Here is a 17,769-nt window from a genome sequence, read left to right as displayed (position 1 = left end):
TGATCTCGCATCGGCGGTGGGCACGGCGCGGGCGGGAATTGCGCACGGCAACGGCTGTCGGGCGCGCCTTTGCCCACTCTACGTTCTGTGCTGCGTGACGTGCGCGAGACTCACTCCGCCTTCTTGGACCGCGGTCCGATCAGCTCGGCGACCAGCGGGTTGGGGTAGCGGCGCTGCTGGCTGACGGCGAAGAACTGCTCCTTCAGGGCGCCGAGCCGCGCGCGCTCGACTAGCGCGCCTGAGCGCAATTCGTCGATCACGACGATTGACGGCACCAGTGTCATCGCGCCGCTCTCGCGGGCCATCAGCCGCAGCATCGCCATGTCGTCGACCTCGGCGGCGATGATCGGACGGATGCCGCTCGAGCCGACCAGGGCGTCGAAGGCGGAGCGCAGCGCGCTGCCGCGGCCGGGCAGGATCACCGGCGTCGTCGCCAGGTCCTGGGGAAACCGGAAGCGCGCCGGCCTGGGCGGCTTGCGGCTGACCAGGCTGACACGCTGCTCATCGATCAGCGTGTTCTCGAAATTGCTGCGCATATCGGGCGCCGCCGGGTGGTTGGCGAGCACGAGGTCGAGCTTGTGCGCATCGAGCTGCTCCAGCAGATCCGCGAACTGGCCGGTGCGGATGATCAGCTCGACATCGCCGCGGCCGATCAACGGCTTCAGGAAGGCGATCTGGAAGTTGCGCGACAGATTGGCGGCGGCGCCGACCCGCAGCAGCTGCCGTCCGGGCCGCAGGCCCGACAGCGTCTCGATCAGCTCATGGCCGGACTTGAACACGCTGCCGGCATAATCGAGTGCGATGCGTCCGGCTTCGGTCAGCTGCAGGGTGCGGCCGGTGCGCTCGAACAGCTTCTGGCCCAGCTGGTCCTCCAGCGCCTTGACCTGCACCGACAGCGAGGAGGGCGAGACGTTGAGCCGCTGCGCCGCGCGGCTCATGCTGCCTTCGCTGGCGATGATCCAGAAATAGCGCAGGTGGTGGTAGTTCAGATGCGGCATGGCGATCGTTCTATATTTTCTAACGATCATGTTCAATGATTGAAATTTTAAGAAGGCTTCGGGGCCGTTAAAGACAAGCAGCAACCGTCTCATTTGATCAAACCTCCGAGCCGCCATGACCCAGCTCCTTCCCTGCCTCGCGGCGCTTGCGCCGCTGACCCTTGCCCTGGTCGCCCTCCTCGGCGCGGAGGCCGGCGCCCGGGCGGTGGCCTCCCGCGCCATCGGCGCAGCCGCGATCGCCTTCGCCATCGCCACGACGGCGAGCCTCGCCGCAGCCGTGCTCGGGGCAGGGCGCACGCCGCTGCTCGGCGCCTCGGGGCTCGGCCTGTCCCTGCAGCTCGATGCGCTCGGCGCGATTCTCTCCATGCTGGTCAGCTTCATCGGCCTGGTCGTGGTTCGCTACAGCCGCAACTATCTCGATGGCGATCCCGGCCAGGTCCGGTTCACGCGCTGGCTGCTGCTGACGCTTGCCGCGGTGTTGATGCTGCCGATCGCGGGCAATGTGGTGCTGCTGTTCGCCGCCTGGGTCGCGACCAGCCTGGCGCTCGGCAAGCTGCTCTTGTTCTACGAGACCCGGCCGGCCGCGATCCGCGCCTCGCGCAAGAAGTTCGTGGCGAGCCGGCTCGGCGACGCCTTCCTCGCCCTCGCGGCGCTGCTGCTCTACATCCGGTTCGGCACGCTGGAGATCGCGGGCCTCGCGGCTCACGCCCGGGCGGGCGAGGGCGCCGGCTCGGCGATGGTGACGGTCGCGGCGCTCCTGATCGTCGCGACGGCAATGCTGAAATCGGCGCAGCTGCCGCTGCATGGCTGGCTGATCGAGGTGATGGAGACGCCGACGCCGGTGTCGGCGCTGCTGCATGCCGGCATCATCAATGCCGGCGGCTTCCTGGTGCTCCGGCTCAGCGATGTGCTGCTGCTGGCGACGCCCGCGCTCGACGTGCTCGCCGTGGTCGGCGGCGCCACCGCGCTGTTCGGCTCGCTTGTGATGCTGACGCAGACCTCGGTGAAGGTGCAGCTGGCCTATTCGACGGTGGCCCAGATGGGCTTCATGCTGCTGCAATGCGGGCTCGGCGCATTCTCGGCGGCGCTGCTGCACATCGTGGCGCACTCGCTCTACAAGGCGCACGCCTTCCTGTCCTCGGGCAGCATCATCGACCTCGCCCGGGCCTCCTGGACGCCGAGCCCCGGCGGCCAGCCGCATGCGGCACGGCTGATCCTGGCGCTGGTCGCAGTCATCGGCCTGGCGCTGCTGACCGGCCTCGCCTTCGGCATGACGCTCAGGAGCAACCCGGCGCAGATCGCGCTCGGTTCGGTGCTGCTGATGGGGCTGGTGCACCTGATGGCCAATGCCATCGACGAGCGGCCGAATGCCTTCGTCATCGCCCGTGCCGCGGTCACTGCAGCCGGCGTTGCAATCGTGTACTTCGCCCTGCAGGCCGGCACGGCCTGGCTGGTCGGCGGCAGCATCCCCGCCGCGCGGCCGGTCGACGGCGTCGTGCCGATGCTGATCGCGGCGGCGGTGGTGATCTCGTTCGCCGCGGTGACCGTGTTCCAGAACCAGATGATGCGCCGCGCCGACGCGCCGTTCTGGATCGCGGCCTATGTCCACCTACGCAACGGCCTCTACCTCAACACGCTTGCCAACCGCCTCGTCCTGACCGTGTGGCCGCGCAATTCCGCGACGTCTTCCTCCAACCCGTGATCCGAGACCTCACATGACCCAGGCCGCCCTCGCCATGTCCATGACCGACCCGATCGACACCACCGCCGATGCCGGGCTGATGGCCCGCATCGACAGCGCCTGTCAACGCATCGCGCCGCTGTGGCCGCTGAAGCACTTCGTCGCCGTCAACCCGTTCCTCGGCTTCACAGGCCAGAGCTTCGCGGCGACGGCGGCCACCTTCGAACGCGTGGTGCGAACGCGGATGCTGATGCCGCGGGCGTTCTACCGGCAGGCGCTCGACGATGGGCGGATCGACGACGCCGCGCTGGCGCAGGCGCTCGGCGCTCATCCCTCGACCGGGCTCGAGCTCAACGAGCTCAAGCAGAAGGCGCGGGCCGAGGCCGGGACGTCATCGCCGCCCGCCGTGGTGGCGACCGTCGCCGAGGTGCTCGACCGGCTCGCCGAGGGCGATCGCTATGTCTCGCTGGTCGCCTTCATGATCGACGAGATCTCGGCATTCTGCGCCACCTATTTCGACGAGGGCCAGGCGAGCTGGCCGAGCCCCGTGCGCAAGCTGAAGCCCTACGCCGCGTGGCGGACGATCGCGGCCTATGATCGCAATCCCGAGGTGATGGGGCTGACGGGATTCCGCAAAGCCATCGCCGAGCTGCCCGCCGATCCGGTCCAGGCGATCGGCGTGATCGTCGACCGTCTCGGCATCCCCGAGCGCGCCGTCGAGGACTATCTGGTGCGGGCACTGTTCGATCTCGGCGGCTGGTCGGCCTACGCGCGCTACATCGGCTGGAGCGCCGGGCTCGACGGCCAGCGGGATGATACGCTGCTGGAGCTGCTCGCGATCCGGCTGGCCTGGGGCTACGCGCTCTACCAGGCGCGCACCGACGATGCGTTCAAGGCGGCGTGGGCACAAGCGATGGCGGAAGCCGCCAAGCTGCCGGCCGACCAGCGGCTCGAGGAGACGCCGGAGCTCGCGATCGACCTCGTTCTGCACGAGGCCTATGAGATCGCGCTCCGGAGCAAGCTCGTCGCCAGGCTCGCGGGACACGGCGCCCAGGCCGTGACGCGGCTGCCGGCGCGGCCGCCGGTGCAGGCGGCGTTCTGCATCGACGTCCGCTCGGAGATCTTCCGGCGTGCGCTGGAGACCGCCTATCCGGACGCCGAGACGATCGGCTTCGCCGGATTCTTTGGCTTCCCGATCGAGTACGTCCCGATTGGCCACAGCAAGGGCGGCGCGCAATGCCCCGTGCTGCTCAAGCCGGCCTTCATCGTCTGCGAGGCGGTGAAAGACGCTGACGACGTCGAACAGTCGGAGGTGCTCGGCCTTCGGCTGCTGCGGCGGCGCGCGGCCAAGGCGTTAAAATCGTTCAAGGTCTCGGCCGTCTCGTCGTTCTCCTTCGTCGAGACCGCTGGCCTCGGCTTTGCCGCCAAGATCGCCACCGACAGCGCCGGGGTGACGCGGCCAGTGCCGTCACCGGTCGTCGACGGTCTGGATCCTGAGATCGCGGCGCGGGTCCAGCCACGGCTGACGCCTGGCGAACTCGCGGGGCGGGCGACCGGCTTCACCGATCCGCAGCGCGTCGCGATGGCCGAGGCGGTGCTCAAGGCGATGTCGCTGACCGGGCCGTTCGCGCGGCTGGTGCTGCTCGCCGGTCACGGCAGCACCACGGTCAATAATCCGCACGCCTCCGGGCTCGATTGCGGCGCCTGCGGCGGCCACACCGGTGAAGCGAATGCACGGGTTGCGGCGGCCGTGCTCAATGATTGGCAGGTGCGCGAAGGCCTGCGCGCCAAGGGCATCGACATCCCCGCCGACTGCTGGTTCATCGGCGCGCTGCACGACACCACGACCGACGACGTGACCCTGTTCGACGAGGACGACGTCCCCGCCACGCTTGCTCAGGATCTCGCGCGGCTGAAGGCGCGGCTGACAGAGGCGGCGCGGCTGGCGCGGCTCGAGCGCAGCGCGCTGCTCGGCATCAGCAACAAGGCCGCTGTGGATGAAGCCGTGATCGCCCGCAGCCGCGACTGGTCGCAGGTCCGGCCGGAATGGGGGCTCGCCGGCAACACCGCCTTCATCGCAGCACCGCGCAGCTTCACCCGCGGCCTCAATCTCGGCGGGCGCGCCTTCCTGCACTCCTACGAGGCCGCGCGGGACGACGGCCATCGCACGCTCGAGCTGATCATGACGGCGCCGATGGTGGTCGCGAGCTGGATCAATCTGCAGTACTACGGCTCGACCGTGAACAACGCCGCCTTCGGCAGCGGCAACAAGGTGCTGCACAACATCGTGGGCCAGCTCGGCGTGCTCGAAGGCAATGCCGGGGATCTCAGGGTCGGGCTGCCCTGGCAGTCCGTGCATGACGGCAGCCGCTTGATCCACGAGCCGGTGCGCCTCAACGTCTTCATCGCGGCGCCGGAGGCTGCGATGGACGAAATCATGCAGCGCCACCAGGGCGTGCGCGATCTCGTGGTCAATGGCTGGGTCATGCTGCATTCGCTGAGCGACCAGGGAACGATACGCCGCTGCGTCCGTCCCGGCGAATGGAGGAGCGCATGACGACGCCGGCGCGCCTCGCCGCCCGCGAGGCGCGCCGGATGATCGGCTCACAGCGTCTTCAGATACGCGATCAGGTCCCAGCGCTCCTCCTCGGAGAAGGCGCCGCCGATGATGCCATTCGGATAATCCTTGTTGGGCCGGGTCGGACCCTCGAAGGAATGGCCCAACGTACTGTTGCCCTTGATCGGCTTGCCGCTGGGATCCGTGGCCATGAACCGCGACTGCCCGACCTTGCACGCCGCCTCCCCGCCCTTCGGCACGTCGAAGCCGACATGGACGGGATCATAGTCACGGGCACCCTGGCAGAACGAGCTCGGCCGCTCCGCCGCCGGCGTCAGCAGCCAGTACAGCGAGGGCACCGAGCCGTTGTGAAGATAAGGTGCGGTCGCCCAGACCCCGTTCAGCGGACGGGCGCGATAGGTGTTGCTGGCCGGATTCGGGCAATTCGGCCGGTCACCCCACAGCGCGGCCTGGTCGGCGGGAGAGAGCTTGCGGTCCTCCATCCATTTGTCGCTCGCCTTCTGCACGACGGCCATCAGTGCCAGCGCGTAGGACATGTCGGTGGTCGAGCCCTCGGACAGCTTGCAGCCCTTCAGGTCCTTGGCCGGATCGACGTCGAGGAAGCCCGGCACCCTGACCTTGCGATTGGCAAGAATGCTGGCCTGTCCGGGATCGGTCTGCATCACCTCGACCGGCTTCTGCACGAGATTCAGGATCGGTCCCTTGGCATTCCAGCCATGGCGCTCCCAGTCGTCGGCCGACTTGATCTTCCAGAAGCTCTTGTCCGGATAGGTCTTGTCGAACACGGGGTCGGCGACGGGGCCGAGATGGCACTCGACGCAGACGCTTGCATAGAGCTTGCGGCCGCGCTCGACGCGGGCCGGATCGATCTTCCAGGCCTCGTCGTCGGCGAACAGTTTCTCCGGCCATTTCGGCGAGATGAGGCCACCGAAGGCCGGTGTCGTCGTCGCGAAGGGATCGGGACCGCGCAGCATGTCCTCGATATGCGCGAGGTTCTCGATCGCCATCGACGAGCGCCACAGCCTGTCGCGCGCCGTCTCGGGGGAGAAGTTGATCTGCGCCGAGACGCCGAGCGCCTCGCCTGCATTGCGGATCAAAGGCTGCGAGATCGAGCCGTCATACTGCGCCCAGGAAAACCACGGCACAGTCCAGATCGGCGGATAGGACACCGGCGCGTCGATGGCCTCCTGATTGCCGACCATGTTCGGCAGCCCGCTGATGGCCATGTCGAGATAAAACACCTGATTGCCGATGCGGTTCAGCGCATCGAGCCGGCCGAAGCCTTCGTCGGTCTCGGTCTGGCCCTTGGCCTCGATCGCCTCCGCGTAATTCTTCAACTGCATGGTCAATGCGAAGTCGCTCGCCGCCTTCAGCCCTTTCCGCAGCGTGTCACGATCGGCGTCGGTGGCGTTCGGCCCGAGCACGCGATCGGCGAACCGCGAAAAGCGTGTCGGCACGTATTGCGTCAAGAGCATCGCGAAGCCCATCGCCTTTTCGAGCTTGCGCAGGTCCACCATGCCGGGGCCGCCATCGAAGCGTACGCTGACGCCCTTGTAGTGGATGCTGCCGGTGTGACAGGCGGCGCAGGTCAGGCCGATCTTGTCCGGTTGCGGCGCGCCGGTGGCCGGATCGGCGGCACCGGAGAGCCGAGCGAAGCCGACCGGCAGACCGCCTTCATTGCCGGCTGGCATAGGCTTCAGACCGGCGGGCAATGTCGGGGCGATGTCCGTCTTGGCGGTGGCGTTGGCGGCGTAGCCAAAGGGTCTGAGAGCGCTTGGTTCGCCCTCGACGCTCTTCGGGCTTGGGATGAAGCCGAAGCGTTCGAGATAGGCGCTGTCGGAGATCAGGCCGGGCGTCCCAAACAGCGACACGTAAGGCTGCTCCATGGCCATGAACCAGGCATAGGGAATCGGGAAAGTCGCCGTACCCTGCGTGACGTGGTGGAACCAGTGTCGGTCCTTGGTGGTCCAGCCTTGGTCAAGCCAATACGCGGCCTTGGTCGGCTCGACCTGCGGCAGCGCCGGCGGAATGCTGGCGGCGACCTTCGCCGGCAGGATCGCGATGAGCTTGTCATTGACCGCGTCGGGAGCGGCGATCCAGGCGGCAAGCAGCCCCGAGGCGCCAAGCACCGCGGTGCCCAAAACGGCCTTGCCGATACGCCAGATGATGCTTGCCGGCTTCGGCTTGGCCATCAGACGCGCCACGATACGTTGCGGGAAGCGGCGTTCGACGAACAGCGTATGGACATCGGCGACCGCGAGATAGCGGTCCTCGCCCTCGCCCTTGCCAAGGATGTTCAGCAGCACCGGCCACTCGCCCTGCATCAGAATCGGGAAGTACCAGCGCGCGTGGTCGCCGTCGCGCTGCAGATTGGCCTTCATGAACGCCTGGATCTGCGCCGCATTGAGGCCACGCTCCGTGCCGCCGTTGGGATCGGGATAATCGCTGCCAAAGCTCGCGAAGCGATCGATCTCCTGCGGGTGCACCGTGGCTTGCACATCGAGAATGCGCGAGCCGCCGCCATGCTTGTCGAGCGGCCCGTTGCGCAACTGGTCCAGATCGGCGCCGGAGAACAGGCTTTTCAACAGCCGGAATGGAGAGAAGCCGTTGGCGATCAGTGCGACCCCAAACGTCTCGATGCCGACGAGCCTCTTCTTGAGCCCGGTCTCGCCGCTTGCCGCCTCGACCTGATGAGCAATTGTCTTCAGCGGAACGCTGTGGCCGTCGACGAACCCGCCGGCGACGAGCGCGCGCAGGAAAGGGCAGGGGTTGTCGGGCGAGACGGGGGTCTGTCCGGGAAGGGCGTCACGGACGCGGGCGCTGTCTTCTTGCATCGAACGACATCCTTGCAAAGCACCTGTGATGAAAATCGAAGATCACGCAAACAAACAATGGCGGCGCCGAATTGCGCCGAAGGGCGTGCGAGGCGCACGCCGTCTGAACGTTACAATGCAATCGTGAATGATGGCGTACCCCGCCGCCGTGTCAACCTCAAGTCGAGATTGCGTTATTCGCCCGCGCATTCGGCTTGCTGTCGACCAAGGTCAGCTTGGTCAGAGGCAAGCCGGCCTTGGCCAGTCCGTCGCGATAATGAGCAATGTCCGCCGGATTGCGCCAGCGGATGTTGCTCAGAAGCCGCTCGATCGTCATCCACGGATGCTGACTCAACAGCGCGGCGACGGCCTCACCGGCTTCGACCGAGCGCCCGAGCTGCGCAAGTGCCGCCGCACGAATGGCGAGGCACTGCAGATGGTTGGGGTTCTGATAGTGCGACTCCCGCGCCCAGGATAGCGAGGCATCATATTGGCCGAGCATGTAGTGACTGAAGGCGCTGAGCACCGACCACTGATAGCGCGGATCGCTGTTGCCGCGTTGCGCCGCCACGGAGAACAGCTCGATGGCCTCGCGGTGCTCGCCGCCGACGAGATGGCACACGCCGAGCACGCCGCGCGCGCCCATGTCGTAAGGGTTGAGCTGCAGCGCCTTGCGCGCCCCGTCGATGCCCGCCTCGACTCGTCCCTGCATGGCATGGACATAGGCCAGCAGCGAATAGGAGAAGGAGGAGCGGGGGTCGAGCCGCACGCTCGCCTCGGCGAGTGTCATCGCCTCGTCCCACAGCTCCCGAGAGTTTCTGATCCAGCCGAAATGGATGCCCTGCAGCAGGATGGTGCCGAGATAGGTGTGGGCGATCGCCAGTCCAGGGTCGATCTTGATGGCCTCGCGGAACAGCGCGATCGAGCTCTCATAGTCGGCCTTGGTCGGCTGATAGTAGTGCGACAAGCCGCGCAGGAAGCGGTCCCAGGCGGTGAGGTCGGTGGTCATCGACCGGACCGGCACCGCCGCCTCGGCGCGGTAGATCTCGGGGATCAGCGCGGTGCACAGATTGGCGGTGATGTCGTCCTGCACGGCAAACAGGTCGCCGATGTCACGGTCATAGCGGCCGGCCCACAGCTGCTCGCCATTCTCCGGCGCGACCAGCTCGGCCGTGACTCTGATCTTGTTCCCGGAGCGCCGAACCGATCCCTGAATCAGATAGGTCGCGTCGATCTCGCGGGCGATCAGCCTGGCGCTCATGCCCGCATGCTTGAAGGCGAAGGTCGAGTTGCGGCTCAGCACCCGGAAGAAGGATTGTAGCGACAGCGCGTGAATGAGGTCTTCGGCCAAGCCGTCCGAGAAGTACTCGTCGGTCTCGCTACTGAGGTTGGCGAAGGGCAGAACACCGACGATGGCCGTCCGGTATTGCGCCGGCAAGGACGTGGTCTGCCGCGGCTCACGGCTCTGCTCCGGCGAGGAGGGGTCCCAGGTCCAGACGTTGATGGTCTCTTCAATGTTCTTGAAACGGAAGGGGCCGCGATCGACGAACGTGACGGTCAGATGTTTGCTGGCTTCCTGGTAGGCCTTGTTCGACAGTGCGATCCCTCCGGGAGGAGCTGCGGCTTCAAGTCGCACCGCGGTGTTGACGCCGTCGCCGAACACCTCGTCCTCGTCGAAGATGACATCGCCCATGTTCACGCCGAGGCGGAACTGCATCATCCGGTCGGCTGGCAGATGCGCGTTGCGCTCGGCCATCAGCTTCTGCACCTCGACAGCAGCCGCGATCGCGCCGACGACGCTTGGAAACTCCAGCAGAAAACCGTCTCCGGTGTATTTTACGATGCGGCCACCGTGATTGAGAATGACCGGGTGAATGGCGCCGCGATGAGCCTTGAAGGCGGCATGGGTTCCCGCCTCGTCGGCGCCCATCATCCGCGAGTAACCGACCACATCGGCACAGACAATGGCGGCCAGCCGTCTCTCCATCCGTTCCTCACTCTGATAGAGGGCGATACCACGGCAGCATCGTTTGAATCCAATCAATTTGCGGAAGCAATGTGCGGGCCATGTGGCGGGTCAAGGGATCTACCTTGTAATTGGTTTAAATCAGCCCGGCCTTGATCAGCCCGTCGCGGTAGTGATCGAGGTCGGCCCTGTTTTTCCACCGGATGTTCTTCACGTGACGGTCAAGCGTCAGCCAGGGATATTGCTCGCGCATGCCTCGGATGGCGGCGCGCGCTTGATCGGTGTCGCCGAGCTGCGCCAGCGTTGCCGCCCGGACCATCAGGGCCTGCAGGTGGTTGGGATAGAGCAGCAGCTCCTCCCGGGCCCAGGACAGTGCCGCCTCGTACCGGCCGATCAGGTAATGGCTGTAGGCGTTCAGTGCCGGCCATTGGTAGCGCGGATCGCTGTTGCCGCGTTGGGCCGCGATCGAGAACTGGTCGATGGCCAGCTGGTGTTCGCCGCTGACCATGTGGCAGAGGCCCAGCACGCCCCGCGCGCCCATGTCATAGGCGTTGAGCTCGGTCGCCTTCCGCGCGGCCTTCATGCCGTCATCATGCGCCCCTTGCATGGCTTGGACGAAGGCGAGAATCGCGTAAGCGAACGAGGAGCGCGGGTCGAGGCGGACGCTGTCGAGCGCCAGGCTTTTTGCCTCGTCCCAGAGCTCGCGCGAGCCTTTGATCCAGCCGAAGCTGATCCCCTGCATCAGAATGGTCGCAAGGTAGGCATGCGCAATGCCAAGCGATGGATCGAGCGAGATGGCCTCGCGGAACAGCGCAATCGCGACCTCGTAGTCGGCCTTGGTTGGCCGGTAATAGTGCGACAGCCCCCGCAGAAAACGGTCCCAGGCGGTCGGGTTGGTCGCAGGCGAGCGGAACGGCACCGAAGCTTCGACGCGGTAGATCTCAGGCATGAGCGCCGCGCAGAGGCTCGTGGTAATTTCATCCTGCATGGCGAAGAGATCGCCGAGGTCCCGATCATAGCGGCCAGTCCACAATTGGGCGCCGCTTTCCGGGACGATCAACTCCGCTGTCACCCGAATCTTGTCGTGCGAGCGCCGGACCGTCCCTTGAATCAGATAGGTCGCGTCGATCTCGCGCGCGATCAGGCGAAGGTTCAGATCGCGGTCCCTGAAGCGGAAGGTCGACGTCCGGCTCAGCACCCGAAAGAACGATTGCAGCGACAGCGCGTGGATCAGATCATCGGCGAGTCCGTCGGCGAGATATTCGTCCGGGCCGTCGGACAGGTTCGCGAACGGCAGCACGCCGACGATCGCCGTGCGGTATTGGGCGGGCAGGCTCGTTGCGTTCTTCTGCGACCCGAACGCGCCGTCGCTGTCAGGTTCCCAGGTCCACGCCTGAACCGGCTCTTGGAAGTTCCCGAATTGGAAGCTCCCGGCGAGGGTCAGATTGACAGGAAGCTGCAGGCTGGCTTCCTCGTAAGCCCGTCCCGAGACGGCAACTCCACCAGGCGTTGCAATCGATTCGAGATTGACGGCGACATTGATGCCGTCTCCGAACGCCTCGCCATCGTCGATCGTGACCTCGCCCCTGTGAATGCCGAGGCGGAAACGCATGTTTCGGTCGGCAGGCAGATGCGCATTGCGCTCTGCCATGAGGCATTGCATCTCGACACCGAACTGGATCGCGCTGGCGGCGTTCGCGAACTCCAGCAGGAAGCCATCGCCGGTGTGTTTGACGATCCGGCCAGCATGATTGAGGATGATCGGATGAATGGCGCTACGGTGCGCCTTGAAGGCGGCGTGCGTCCCGGCCTCGTCGATTCCCATCATGCGCGAATAGCCGGCAACGTCGGCGCAAAGGATGGCGGCGAGGCGTCTTTCCATCACGTCGTGCTCCCGCCTCGCGCTTAACATGGCCCGGGCGGCTGAATCCAATGCTTTCCGGAGCCGCACACGTGACCTTCGACGAGGCATTCTGGATACGTCGACCCGCACCAGCTCACGGTCGCTAAAAGTTTAGATCGATATCGTTAGGAAACGTTCAATCATGCTCGGAATTCACGATCTGCCGCTTTTCCTGGTTTCCGGACTGCTGCTCAATATCATGCCCGGTCCAGATACGGCCTACATCGTCGGCCGCAGTGCGCAGATCGGCTGGCGGGGCGGCGCGGCCGCCGCCTTCGGGATCAGCGCGGGCTGCCTGGTGCATGTGCTCGGAAGCGCGATCGGGCTGTCGGCGTTGCTTACCGCATCGGCGACGGCCTTCGCCGCCGTGAAATGGGCAGGGGCCGCCTATCTGGTGTATCTCGGCTTGAAGCAGATCCTGGCTCGCAGCCAAGACACGAACGCGACCGCACCCGCTGCGCTCGCCATTGGGTTGCGCCAGGTGTTCTGGCAAGGCGCGCTCACGAATGTTCTCAATCCCAAGGTCGCGATGTTCTTTCTCGCCTTCCTGCCGCAATTCGTCGCAGCTGACGCGCCGAATCAGGCATTGGCCTTTCTGCTGCTCGGGACGATCTTCGTGTTCAACAGCACACTCTGGTGCCTGGGCGTCGCCATTGCGGCGGCCCGCGCCGCCCGCGGCGTGCGGAGTTCGCGCGTGGCGATGCTCTGGCTGAATCGCGCGATCGGTGGTCTGCTGATCTGTCTCGGCGTCCGCATCGCGCTTTCACACGCGCGCTGATCCCCAGGACAGTTCGATCGCGGCGCTGCCCGCGAGATAGACCCCGAGCAGGATCATCCCGATCAAGAACACGCGGCGGAAGGCTTCGGCAGGCAGTCTCGACCGCGCCGCCTGGCCCGCGAACATGCCAAGAAAGGCGCAAGCCATCGCGACCGCGCCCGGCAGGGCGGTGGCCGTGCCGAGCAGGCCGGAGCTCGTCAGGTTCACGGCGAGGGTGACGGTGGCGACTGTGAAGAACACGCCCAGCGCCTGGACCAGTTCGTCCTTCTCGAGCCCGATCGCCTGCATATAGGGCACGGAGGGAACGACCTGCACGCCGGTCGCGGCCGAGATCAAGCCGGTGACGAGCCCGACGATGCCGCCGACCCACTTCTCGTGGCGCGGTGCGACCTTGAAGGCAAAACGTGTGAGGCCAAGCACGGCATAGATCATCAGCAGCACGCCGAGCGCGATGTTGCCATAGCGCGTGGATGCATGGCTGAGGGCGCCGGCGTTGAGACAAATTCCGATCGCGGTGCCCGCCATCAAGGGCCAGAGCCGTTTCGCGATGTCACGCAGATAGGGGCCAGCAAAAGTCTGCCAGATGTTGGTGATCACGGCCGGCACGATGACGATGGCAAGCGCCCGCCCCGGTGGCATGGCGACCGCGAGCAGGCCCACCGAGATGGTTGGGAGGCCAAGGCCCAGCGCGCCCTTGACGAAACCCGCAAGGGTCAGAGCGCAGGCGACGAAGACGAGGAGAGATGCGGTATCGATCATGGCAATGACATTGACCCGAAGTTCGACCTCGTCACAATCTGAAGGTTACGGAGCGAGCCTTCGTCCAGGACAGAGGCAAGAGACCATGCGGTTCGATCTCGTCGATCTCAGGCTGTTCATCGCCGTCGCCGAAGCACGCAGCATCACCGGCGGCGCCGATCGGGCCCATCTGGCGCTGGCGTCGGCCAGCGCGCGCATCAAGGGCCTCGAGGAAACGTTCGGCGTGGCGCTGTTCAAGCGCGGTCGTCGCGGCGTCGACCTGACCGCAGCGGGCGAAAGCCTGCTCGAGCACGCCCGCATCGTCATGGCGCATGTCGAGACCATGCAGGGCGACTTGTCCGGTTTCGCATCCGGCCAGCGGGCCAATGTGCAGTTGCTCGCCAACACCGTCGGCCTTGCCGAGCATCTGCCGAAGGCGCTCGCGGCGTTTTTGCGTGCTCATCCCGAGATCAATGTCGACGTGGAGGAGCGCGAGAGCACCGAGATCGCGGAGGCGGTTGCGTCCGGTCGCGCCGATCTCGGCTTTGCCGCCGAGCATGCGCTGCCCGAGACGATCGAGCGCTTCGCGTTCGGCGAGGACCGGCTGGTGCTGGTGGCTGGAAAACGCAGCGGCTTCGCAGGGCGCAGGCAGATCGATTTCAGCGAAACCGCGGGGCAGGACTTCATCGGTCTCACCCAGGGGACCGCGCTCAACGTCCATATCGGTCGGCATGCGGCGCGGCTCGGCATCCGCCAGCATGTCCGGGCCCGGCTGCGCGACTTCGACGCGATCTGCCAGATGGTGGCGGCCGGCATCGGCATCGCCGTCGTGCCGGAAGCTGCGGCCCGGCGCTGCGCACGGACGATGCCGATCAGCCTCATTCCGTTGCGCGACGCCTGGGCGGACCGCAGGCTCGTGATGTGCGCCCGCAGCTTCAAGGCGCTGCCGCGCCCGGCCAAGCTGCTGGTCGAGCATCTGCGCGGCGCGGCCGCGTGAGCCGTCAGGCTGCGCGGACGTTCTCGAGGAAATGGCCGACCTCGAGCTTCAGGCGGCTACTCTCCTCCGCCAGCGACTGCGCCGCCGACAGCACCTGGGCCGAGGCCGATCCCGTCTCGGCGGTGCCTTGCTGCACCTCCACGATGTTGTCGGAGACGCGCTGCGTGCCCTGCGCCGTATGCTGCACGTTGCGGGAGATTTCCTGGGTGGCGGCGCCCTGCTGCTCGATCGCCGCTGCGATGGTCGCGGAGATATGAGACAGCCGCTCGATCGTCCCGGAGACCTCCCTGATGACGTCGACGGACTCGGCTGTGGCTGACTGGATGCTGGCGATCTGCTGGCCGATTTCTCCGGTCGCCTTCGCCGTCTGCTCGGCCAACGCCTTGACCTCGGATGCGACCACGGCGAAGCCTCGGCCGGCGTCGCCGGCGCGAGCCGCCTCGATGGTTGCGTTCAGCGCCAGCAGGTTGGTCTGACCGGCGATCGTGTTGATCAGCTCGACGACGTCGCCGATCCGCGTGGCCGCCTTCGACAGCTCGCTGACGCGCTCATTGGTGCGCCGCGCCTGGCCGACCGCCTCGCCGGCGATTCGCGCGGATTCCTGCACCTGGCGGCTGATCTCGCCGACGGAGACCGAGAGTTCCTCGGTCGCTGAGGCCACCGATTGGACGCCGGCGGCGGCTTCCTCGGAGGCCGACGCCACAGCCGTCGCGAGCGACTGGCCATGCTGGGCATTGCGCGTCAGCGTCGTCGCCGACGCTTCGAGTTCGGTGGAGGCCGACGACACGGTCTCGATGATCCGGCCCACCGCCATTTCGAAACTGTTCGCCAGTGCCGCCATCTCCGCCTTGCGCTGCTGCGTCTGGCGCTTGTCGATGTCAGCCTGCTCGGCGCGCAACCGCTCGGTCTCGATCATGTTGGTCTTGAACACTTCGACCGCGCCGGCCATCTCGCCGATCTCGTCACGCCGGCCGACGCCGGGAATCCGGATCGACGCATCGCCCGCCGCCAGGCGCGTCATGGCCTGTACCATGTGCCGGATCGCGTTGGAGATGCCGCGGCCGATCACAAACGACACGCAGCTGACGAGGATGAGCGAGAGGCCGAGCGTCCACAGCATGCCGCGCTTGACGGCCTCTTCGGCCTGAGCGTTGGCCGTTTGCGCGACAGCATATTGCTGGGCGACCGCCTTGCCAATCTCGGCGATCAACGGTTCGATCTCGGCGAATGTCCTGGACATCGCGGCGCTATGGCGGGCTGCCTCCTGGAATCCGTCGGACCAGGCGAGGAAGTCCTTCTGGTACTTGTCGAGCTTCTGTCCGATGTCCGCCTTCATCTCGGACGAGAGATCGCCTGACGCGAGCGCCTTGGAGAAATCGGTGACGGCGCTCTTCAGCTGGGCGACATATTTCGCGTCGCCACGCAGCATGAAATCCTTCTCGTGCCGCCGCAGCATCAGCATGCCGCTCATCAGCCTGGGTTCGTCGATCTCCTTGAGCTTGGCCTCGATGTCGTGCACGGCGTTGCGCAACGAGCCGGACAGCCCGAGCGTCTCGTTCAATCCGAGCCGGACCTGCGCGCGCTCGACCTCCGCAAACTCCTGGCGATAGGCGGCGAACCCCTTGCTGACGGCGTCGACCTTGTCGACCATCGCACGCTCGCCGGCTGTGCGGCTCTTGCTGCCGAGCTGTTCGAGGTCGCGCTGGATCGCGGCGCTCAGCTCGGTGTGGCGGGCGGCGTATTTCGGGTCGCGGCGGAGCAGGAAATCCTTCTCGGCGCGCCGCGCCTCGAGAAGGTCGGTTGCGAGCTTATTGTTGATGTCGTCGATGTCACGGGCCTGGGCGGCGAGGGCGCGTGACACGTCCTGGGTTCTGCTTCCCGTCCAATAGATCGCGCCGAAGGTGATCAGTGCGAACAGGCCGATCAGACCGATGGCCATGATCTTGTGCGTGAGGCGGAGCGAGAGACCCTTCATGGCGAGCATTCCCAGTTCAGCAGCATTCGATGTGTATTTTAGTCGCATGTGCTGAAAAGCTAGGCAGTGGCTCTCAATGAGGGGTTAAGATCGCACGGTAAAGTGCTTATTACGTAGTTCTACGGCCAGCCTAGCCCCCGAGCCGTTTGACCGCCGCCTCATGAACGCGCCTGTCGCCCGCGGCAATGATGCGCCCGCCGTTCTGCGCCGGCCCGCCGTTCCAGTCGGTGACGATGCCGCCGGCGCCGTTGATGATCGGGATCAGCGCCGCGATGTCGTAGGGCTTGAGCTCGGTCTCGATGACGAGATCGAGATGGCCCGCGGCCAGCATGCAATAGGAGTAGCAGTCACCACCATAGCGCGACAGCCGCGTCTCGGCTTCGACCTTCGCGAAGATCGCGCGATCGCTCTCGTTCATCAGCAGCGGGCTGGTCGTATAACAGACCGCGTCCTCGAGCCGCTCGCAACGCCGTACCGACAGCCGGCGCTCGCCGGCCGCGTTCTTGTAGTTGGCCGAGCCGTTGTCGCCGGCGAAGCGCTCGGCGATGAACGGCTGGTGCATCATGCCGAACACCGGCGTGCCCTTGTGCAAGAGCGCGATCAGCGTGCCCCAGGTCGGAAAGCCCGCGATGAACGACTTGGTGCCGTCGATCGGATCGAGCACCCAGACGTAGTCGGCGTCCTCGCGCTCGTTGCCGAACTCCTCGCCGACGATGCCGTGCTGCGGGAAGTTCGCCTTGATCAGCCGGCGCATCACCGCCTCGGCGGCGCGGTCGGCTTCGGTGACCGGATCGAAATCGTGCCGGTTGCTCTTGTTGTCGACCAGGAGCGAGGTCCGGAAGAACGGCAGGATGGTTTCGCCCGAGGCGGTCGCCAGGCGACCGATGAAGGCGGAAAAGTCGATGACCGTCACAACACGTCCTTCGCTGAGGGAATCGGATGGCGCCCAGGCCATCCCATGCGTAGCTCAAAGCGCTCGGGCGCGCATCCGGAGATGGAACGCCGACTTGGCATCTTGGATATCGTCAGGTGACTGCCGGGTTCGGATCGCGCGGGTTTTCTGTCCCGACCGGGCAATCGAAAGCCAAAACGAAATCCACAAGCCGCCTGGCATTGATCAGACTTTTTGATCAACCCATTGAGAGATCGAATAAAATGCCGTCGAGGGTGCGCTGCGTGCAAACCGGGCCTGTGTTTTTTGCATGGAGTCTGGCCGAAAAACCCTTGCACTTTGTGCACCGCATCTGCATATTGTTGCGGTGCGGTAGCGCTTCGCGTTATCGCTGCCCTCCTTGGGCGTTTCCTCCCTAGACTTGGGCCGCTTGTCATTCAAGCGGCCCTT

The 17,769-nt window shown here is 65.9% G+C and carries 11 protein-coding genes; 4 read left to right on the top strand and 7 right to left on the bottom strand.

Features of this window, described 5'->3' with window-relative positions; genetic code table 11:
• Positions 1-110: 110 nt before the first annotated feature.
• Positions 111-998 carry a LysR family transcriptional regulator gene (locus BRADO_RS28930; protein WP_012029756.1) on the bottom strand — a complete coding sequence of 296 codons (888 nt, stop codon included), beginning with the start codon at positions 996-998 and terminating at the stop codon, positions 111-113.
• Between the two features lie 115 nt (positions 999-1,113).
• On the opposite strand from BRADO_RS28930, the gene BRADO_RS28925 reads away from it, so the two are divergent.
• Together BRADO_RS28925 and BRADO_RS28920 are read left to right on the top strand one after the other, a co-directional pair.
• The gene (locus tag BRADO_RS28925; RefSeq protein ID WP_012029755.1) at positions 1,114-2,700 is read left to right on the top strand and encodes an NADH-quinone oxidoreductase subunit L; all 1,587 of its coding nucleotides are present in this window, start codon (positions 1,114-1,116) and stop codon (positions 2,698-2,700) included.
• 13 nt (positions 2,701-2,713) lie between these two features.
• Positions 2,714-5,236, top strand: coding sequence for a YbcC family protein (locus BRADO_RS28920; protein WP_012029754.1), 2,523 nt, complete (start codon positions 2,714-2,716; stop codon positions 5,234-5,236).
• 47 nt (positions 5,237-5,283) lie between these two features.
• On the opposite strand, the gene BRADO_RS28915 is transcribed toward BRADO_RS28920, so the two are convergent.
• The 3 genes from BRADO_RS28915 to BRADO_RS28905 form a co-directional block, all read right to left on the bottom strand.
• Positions 5,284-8,091 (bottom strand): di-heme-cytochrome C peroxidase, encoded by a 2,808-nt coding sequence (locus BRADO_RS28915; protein WP_012029753.1) that lies wholly within the window; start codon positions 8,089-8,091, stop codon positions 5,284-5,286.
• A gap of 157 nt (positions 8,092-8,248) precedes the next feature.
• Entirely contained in the window at positions 8,249-10,057 is a 1,809-nt protein-coding gene (locus BRADO_RS28910; RefSeq protein WP_012029752.1) for an adenylate/guanylate cyclase domain-containing protein, read from the bottom strand.
• A gap of 115 nt (positions 10,058-10,172) precedes the next feature.
• Complete coding sequence (locus BRADO_RS28905; RefSeq protein WP_012029751.1) at positions 10,173-11,918, bottom strand: adenylate/guanylate cyclase domain-containing protein; 1,746 nt, start codon at positions 11,916-11,918, stop codon at positions 10,173-10,175.
• Between the two features lie 163 nt (positions 11,919-12,081).
• Here BRADO_RS28905 and BRADO_RS28900 point away from each other — a divergent pair, with 163 nt between their 5' ends.
• A complete protein-coding gene (locus tag BRADO_RS28900) occupies positions 12,082-12,717 on the top strand; it encodes a LysE family translocator (protein ID WP_012029750.1) in 636 nt (211 codons plus the stop codon).
• Here BRADO_RS28900 and BRADO_RS28895 read toward each other — a convergent pair.
• Positions 12,703-13,476 (bottom strand): sulfite exporter TauE/SafE family protein, encoded by a 774-nt coding sequence (locus BRADO_RS28895; protein ID WP_012029749.1) that lies wholly within the window; start codon positions 13,474-13,476, stop codon positions 12,703-12,705. The genes BRADO_RS28900 and BRADO_RS28895 overlap by 15 nt on opposite strands.
• 85 nt (positions 13,477-13,561) lie before the next feature.
• On the opposite strand from BRADO_RS28895, the gene BRADO_RS28890 reads away from it, so the two are divergent.
• Complete coding sequence (locus BRADO_RS28890; RefSeq protein WP_012029748.1) at positions 13,562-14,452, top strand: LysR substrate-binding domain-containing protein; 891 nt, start codon at positions 13,562-13,564, stop codon at positions 14,450-14,452.
• Positions 14,453-14,456: 4 nt separating this feature from the next.
• Here BRADO_RS28890 and BRADO_RS28885 read toward each other — a convergent pair whose 3' ends face one another.
• Entirely contained in the window at positions 14,457-16,427 is a 1,971-nt protein-coding gene (locus BRADO_RS28885; protein WP_041757802.1) for a HAMP domain-containing methyl-accepting chemotaxis protein, read from the bottom strand.
• A gap of 130 nt (positions 16,428-16,557) precedes the next feature.
• The gene (gene hisN, locus BRADO_RS28880) at positions 16,558-17,340 is read right to left on the bottom strand and encodes a histidinol-phosphatase (protein ID WP_012029746.1); all 783 of its coding nucleotides are present in this window, start codon (positions 17,338-17,340) and stop codon (positions 16,558-16,560) included.
• Between the last annotated feature and the right edge of the window lie 429 nt (positions 17,341-17,769).

The sequence above is a fragment of the Bradyrhizobium sp. ORS 278 genome (genome assembly GCF_000026145.1).
Lineage (GTDB): Bacteria > Pseudomonadota > Alphaproteobacteria > Rhizobiales > Xanthobacteraceae > Bradyrhizobium.
This window is presented reverse-complemented; position numbering and strand designations above follow the sequence as displayed.

Coding starts and splice junctions, on each gene's coding strand:
- BRADO_RS28890 (WP_012029748.1), top strand. CDS start 13,562: ATGCGGTTCGATCTCGTCGATCTCAGGCTGTTCATCGCCGTCGCCGAA.
- BRADO_RS28925 (WP_012029755.1), top strand. CDS start 1,114: ATGACCCAGCTCCTTCCCTGCCTCGCGGCGCTTGCGCCGCTGACCCTT.
- BRADO_RS28930 (WP_012029756.1), bottom strand. CDS start 998: ATGCCGCATCTGAACTACCACCACCTGCGCTATTTCTGGATCATCGCC.
- BRADO_RS28900 (WP_012029750.1), top strand. CDS start 12,082: ATGCTCGGAATTCACGATCTGCCGCTTTTCCTGGTTTCCGGACTGCTG.
- BRADO_RS28915 (WP_012029753.1), bottom strand. CDS start 8,091: ATGCAAGAAGACAGCGCCCGCGTCCGTGACGCCCTTCCCGGACAGACC.
- BRADO_RS28905 (WP_012029751.1), bottom strand. CDS start 11,918: ATGGAAAGACGCCTCGCCGCCATCCTTTGCGCCGACGTTGCCGGCTAT.
- BRADO_RS28920 (WP_012029754.1), top strand. CDS start 2,714: ATGACCCAGGCCGCCCTCGCCATGTCCATGACCGACCCGATCGACACC.
- BRADO_RS28895 (WP_012029749.1), bottom strand. CDS start 13,476: ATGATCGATACCGCATCTCTCCTCGTCTTCGTCGCCTGCGCTCTGACC.
- BRADO_RS28885 (WP_041757802.1), bottom strand. CDS start 16,427: ATGAAGGGTCTCTCGCTCCGCCTCACGCACAAGATCATGGCCATCGGT.
- BRADO_RS28910 (WP_012029752.1), bottom strand. CDS start 10,057: ATGGAGAGACGGCTGGCCGCCATTGTCTGTGCCGATGTGGTCGGTTAC.